This window comes from Sulfurimonas sp. (assembly GCF_027056685.1).
GTDB lineage: Bacteria > Campylobacterota > Campylobacteria > Campylobacterales > Sulfurimonadaceae > Sulfurimonas.
Map to the genome: position 1 here is coordinate 1 of NZ_JALUKE010000074.1, position 4688 is coordinate 4688.

The following is a 4688-nucleotide window of genomic DNA, read 5'->3' on the forward strand; positions in this document are numbered from 1 at the left end:
AAAGCCTGATGAGATTTTTTATGTAGCAGATTCATTAACTGGCCAAGATGCAGTAAGAACAGCGACTACTTTTAAAGAAAAAATCGGCATTGATGGTGTAATTCTCTCAAAATATGATGGTGATGCTAAAGGTGGGGTTGCACTTGGACTTTCATCACAAGTACAGGTACCACTGCGTTTCATCGGTATGGGTGAAAAGATGGAAGATTTGGAAGTCTTTTTACCTGAGCGTATTGTCAACCGTCTTATGGGATTTGGAGATGTCGAGGGACTTGCTGAGAAGGTAACAAATGTCATTGATGAAAAGCAAGCAAAAAAATTGACAAAAAAGATTCAAAAGGGAAAATTTAACTTTAATGACTTTTTAGAGCAGATGGAGCAGATGAAAAAAATGGGTTCTATGAGCTCAATCATGGGAATGATTCCAGGTATGGGAAATATGTCTAAAGCTATTAAAGATTTTGATTTTGAAAATTCTGGTGAGCTTAAAAACATCAAAGCGATGGTAAGTTCAATGACGCTAAAAGAGAGAGAAGATCCAGATCTTTTAAACAACTCAAGAAAACAGAGAATTGCAAAAGGGTGTGGACTTGAGGTCGTTGAGATAAATAGAATGATAAAACAGTTTAAAAATGCTGGAAAAATGGCGAAAAAGTTTTCTGGTAAAAATGGCATGAAACAGCTTCAATCTATGATGGGACAATCAGGTGGTCCTGGTGGAATGGGTGGACTTCCAAGATAAGTTTAGAACTTTAAGAATTATTTCGCTATAATTCGCCCGAAAATAAATTTTCTTAAACAATACCTCTGTGATAAGAAAATTTTTAACCTATATACTGGTTAAATGTGTACATCCAACTATAGAGATGGTAAGAGGGAAGCAAAAAATTTATAAATTTATTTTTATATCTTCATTTATACTTCCCACAATTTCTTATCAATTCTAAATGTACAAATTTAACCAGTAATAGGTAAATTAAAAAAACAGGAAACAAAATGACAGTAATTAGACTTACTCGTATGGGAAGAAAAAAACAACCATTTTACCGTATCGCGGTAACAGATAGCCGTAAACGTAGAGATGGTGGTTGGATTGAACTTATTGGATACTATAATCCAATGACTAAAGAACTTAAAGTTGATAATGAAAGAGTTGATTATTGGTTAGGTGTTGGTGCTCAAATGAGTGACCGCGTTAAAAAGATAACTGGTCGTTAGTAGTTATGATAGCTGATTTTGTCGCACAATTTGCAAAACTGATAGCATCTAATCCAGATGATATAAGAGTTGAAGTTCAAGAGGGTGACGAAATAACACAAATAATTCTCTATGCGAACCAAGAAGATATTGGTAAGCTCATAGGTAAAAGTGGTAAGATGATTGGTGCGATTAAAACTGTTATTTCTGGCTGTAAAGCTAAAGATGGTGTGAGTTATCGAATCAATGTCGAAGCAGTTTAACACAATGAAACTTCTTCATATTGCAACAATTGGTAAAACAGTTGGTTTAAAAGGCGATATGAAATTACATATTAAGTCTGATTTTCCAGAACAGTTTGTAAAAGGCGCAGTTTTTTTTATAAATAAAAAGGATAAAGTCACTTTAACTGATGTAAATCTTGTTCGTGGACTTGTAAAATTGAATAATATTACAAATCTGGAAGATGCAAAAAAGTTTACAAATGCGAAACTTTTTACAACATACGAAGATACAAGAAAGAATTGTCATTTAAATGAAGACGAATATTTCTTTTTTGATTTAGAAGATTGTGATGTTTACGAAGATGGAAAAAAGTTAGGTCATGTACATGAAGTTGAGAGAATTGGTATTACCAATTATTTGAGTATAGTAACAGATGAAATTTTACTGAAAGAGGGTTTTGCAAAAAACTTTTTAGTTCCTTTTATGGAACCTTTTAAAGTGAATGTTGATATAGATAAAAAAGTTATCATTCTGAGTGGTGCTATGGATATTTTAGAAGCCTCATAATGAAATACACATTTGTTACTCTTTTTCCTAACCTTATAGAGGGTTATTTTAAAGACTCAATTTTAAAAAGAGCAATTGATAAGGGTATTATTGAGATAGATTATCTTAACCCTAGAGATTACTCGAAAAACAAACATTTTAAAGTAGATGACACGGCAGTTGGTGGTGGAGCAGGGATGGTTATGAATCCTCAACCGCTATTTGATGCTTTGGATGATTTAAGATGTAAAGATGAAAATGTTCATATTGTTTTTTTAACTCCTGTTGCAAAACCTTTTGTACAAAATGATGCAAAGCGTTTAGCACAAAAGTCCCATATAGCTTTTGTGAGTGGAAGATATGAGGGAATTGATGAGAGAGTTATAGAAAAATATGCTGATGAAGTTTTTTCTATTGGCGATTATGTATTAACAGGTGGCGAACTAGCCTCCTTGATAATATGTGATGCAACGAGTAGAAACATAGAAGGGGTACTTGGAAATTCACAATCTTTAGAGGTTGAGAGTTTTGAAACGCCACTTTTAGAAGCACCATCATTTTCAAAACCAAAAATGTATGAAGGTCTAAGTGTTCCATCAGAATACTTAAAGGGAAATCATAGTAAAATTCGCTCACTAAAATTAGCCTTGTCTGAATGTAAGACGAAATTCTTCAGACCAGATGAGTTGAAAAAATATAAAGTTACAGCAAAACTGTAAAAAATTGCACTAGTGCAATGGGTTCTCTGCCTAAGAGAACTAAGCGTTAGCGTAAAGAGGGGAATTACTTCCTCTCTTGTATCAAATATAGATGAAGGGTCTCCTTCATTTATGAAATAAATTAAGGATTTAGTCTTATGAGAAATAAGTATATTGAAAACTTTGAAAAAGCACAAACAGCAGAGAAAAATATTCCAGATTTTCGTGCTGGCGATACTGTAAACTTAGCAGTAACAATTAAAGAAGGTGACAAAACTCGTGTTCAAAACTACGAGGGTGTTTGTATTGCAAAACGTGGTCAAGGTACTGGTCAAACTATTACAGTACGTAAAATTGGTGCTAACGGTGTTGGTATTGAAAGAATTTTCCCACTTTATTCTGACTCAATTGCAGAGATAAAAGTTATTCGTCGCGGTCGTGTTCGTCGTGCTAAGCTCTTTTATCTTCGTGATCTTGCAGGTAAAAAAGCTCGTATTAAAGAACTTAGAAGAAAATAATTCTTCTGAGCTCTTGAGCTCCATAAACTTTTAAATACCCTTTCTTTACACACTATATGCATAGTGTAGAAAATTTCACCAATATTTTTAACAAACTTCAAACATACATAGTATAATAACTCAAAACTAGTTTTCAAGATAGTGGAGTATTATGCAATATTTAAAAGATTTAGAATCTGTTGTAAAAATTAATTCCTATACAAAAAATAAGCGTGGTGTTGATAGAGTTGGTCTTCTGTTTGATACATGGCTAGAAGGTTTGGGTTATACACCAAAGATATATAAGCGTGATGCTATTGGAAATCATAGACACTATCTCTCTTCTCATGATAAATTCTCAAAAAAATTACTTCTCTTAGGTCATTTAGATACAGTTTTTCCCCAAGGAAAATTTGAGGAGTATAGGGTTGATAAAAAGTGGGTTTATGGAGCTGGTGTTTGTGATATGAAAGGCGGTAACATCGTCTTAGTTGAGGCATTAAGAGCACTTAAAAAAGAGGGCTTAGATATTCGAAATATTGATATTCTTTTTGTCAGTGATGAAGAGAGTGGAAGTGATGATTCTAAACATTTAACAGCCGAATTAGCAAAAAATTATGATTACTGTTTCGTTTATGAAGCAGCTGGAAAAAATATGGAAGTTGTAACTGCTCGTAAGGGTGTGGGGACTTTTTTTATAGATATTGAGGGAAAAGCAGCACATGCTGGAAACCATTATTCTGATGGTTATGATGCAAATTTGGAACTTTCCTATAAACTTCAAGAGTTGGTAAAACTAACAGACTTAAAAAAGGGCACTACTGTAAATGTTGGAAAAATAGAGGGTGGAATAGGTGCAAATACAATTTCTCCCCATGCGCATATGGTTTTTGAACTACGATACACCACTATTGATGAACGCCAAAGAGTTCTAAACGCAGTGAATCATATTGTAAATACTTCTTATGTCTTTGGTACAAAATCGAAATTAAGTGGTGGCATTCAAAGGGATGTGATGCAGCAAAGTCGCGAATCATTAGATTTACTAGAAGATATCAAGCGTATAAGCTCTCAAGAGATTCTGCATGAAGCTAGAGGTGGAGTAAGCGATGCAAATATTGTAAGCTCTTGTGGTGTAGTGACTTTAGATGGCTTTGGACCTTATGGTGATGGTGACCATACAGTACATGAAAGAGCAGATAAACAGAGTTTTGTAAGTCGGATAGATTTAAGCAAAAAATTATTTCAATATTTTATACAACATGGTGATTTTAAAAAAGGGGAGAGTAATGGCAGATAGAAAAATAGGTATGTGGTTATATAAAAATGGTGGTGGAGATAAAATTGCCAAAAAAATTATTAAACTCTTAAAAGAGAGAGAGATTAAGACATTAGATGATGTTAGTTTGCGTCATGCAATCGCTAAAAATGGCAATATTATTTATAGAGGAGAAGAGCATTACGGCGAAAAATTAAATAAACTAGATCTCTTTTTCTCTTATAATGCCGGAGAGCAGACACAATA

At 33.6% G+C, this 4688-nt stretch carries 6 protein-coding genes and 2 pseudogenes; all 8 read left to right on the forward strand.

Going from position 1 to position 4688, the window contains the following annotated elements; all coding sequences use genetic code 11:
- Positions 1–742: pseudogene (locus tag MVY38_RS03315) on the forward strand (signal recognition particle protein); the annotation flags it as partial.
- A gap of 254 nt (positions 743–996) precedes the next feature.
- On the forward strand, positions 997–1218 hold the full coding sequence (gene rpsP, locus MVY38_RS03320) for a 30S ribosomal protein S16 (protein ID WP_297432047.1): 222 nt from the start codon (positions 997–999) through the stop codon (positions 1216–1218).
- A 5-nt stretch (positions 1219–1223) separates the two neighbouring features.
- Entirely contained in the window at positions 1224–1460 is a 237-nt protein-coding gene (locus MVY38_RS03325) for a KH domain-containing protein (RefSeq protein ID WP_297432044.1), read from the forward strand.
- Positions 1461–1464: 4 nt separating this feature from the next.
- Entirely contained in the window at positions 1465–1989 is a 525-nt protein-coding gene (rimM, locus tag MVY38_RS03330; protein ID WP_297483574.1) for a ribosome maturation factor RimM, read from the forward strand.
- Positions 1989–2687: a tRNA (guanosine(37)-N1)-methyltransferase TrmD gene (trmD, locus tag MVY38_RS03335; RefSeq protein WP_297483575.1), complete on the forward strand. Its 699-nt coding sequence runs from the start codon at positions 1989–1991 to the stop codon at positions 2685–2687. The genes rimM and trmD overlap by 1 nt, the downstream gene beginning before the upstream one ends.
- Positions 2688–2824: 137 nt before the next feature.
- Positions 2825–3184, forward strand: coding sequence for a 50S ribosomal protein L19 (gene rplS / locus MVY38_RS03340; protein WP_297432038.1), 360 nt, complete (start codon positions 2825–2827; stop codon positions 3182–3184).
- Between the two features lie 151 nt (positions 3185–3335).
- Positions 3336–4463 carry a M20 family metallopeptidase gene (locus MVY38_RS03345; RefSeq protein ID WP_297483577.1) on the forward strand — a complete coding sequence of 376 codons (1128 nt, stop codon included), beginning with the start codon at positions 3336–3338 and terminating at the stop codon, positions 4461–4463.
- Positions 4453–4688: pseudogene (locus MVY38_RS03350) on the forward strand (hypothetical protein); the annotation flags it as partial. The gene MVY38_RS03345 and the pseudogene MVY38_RS03350, both read left to right, overlap by 11 nt.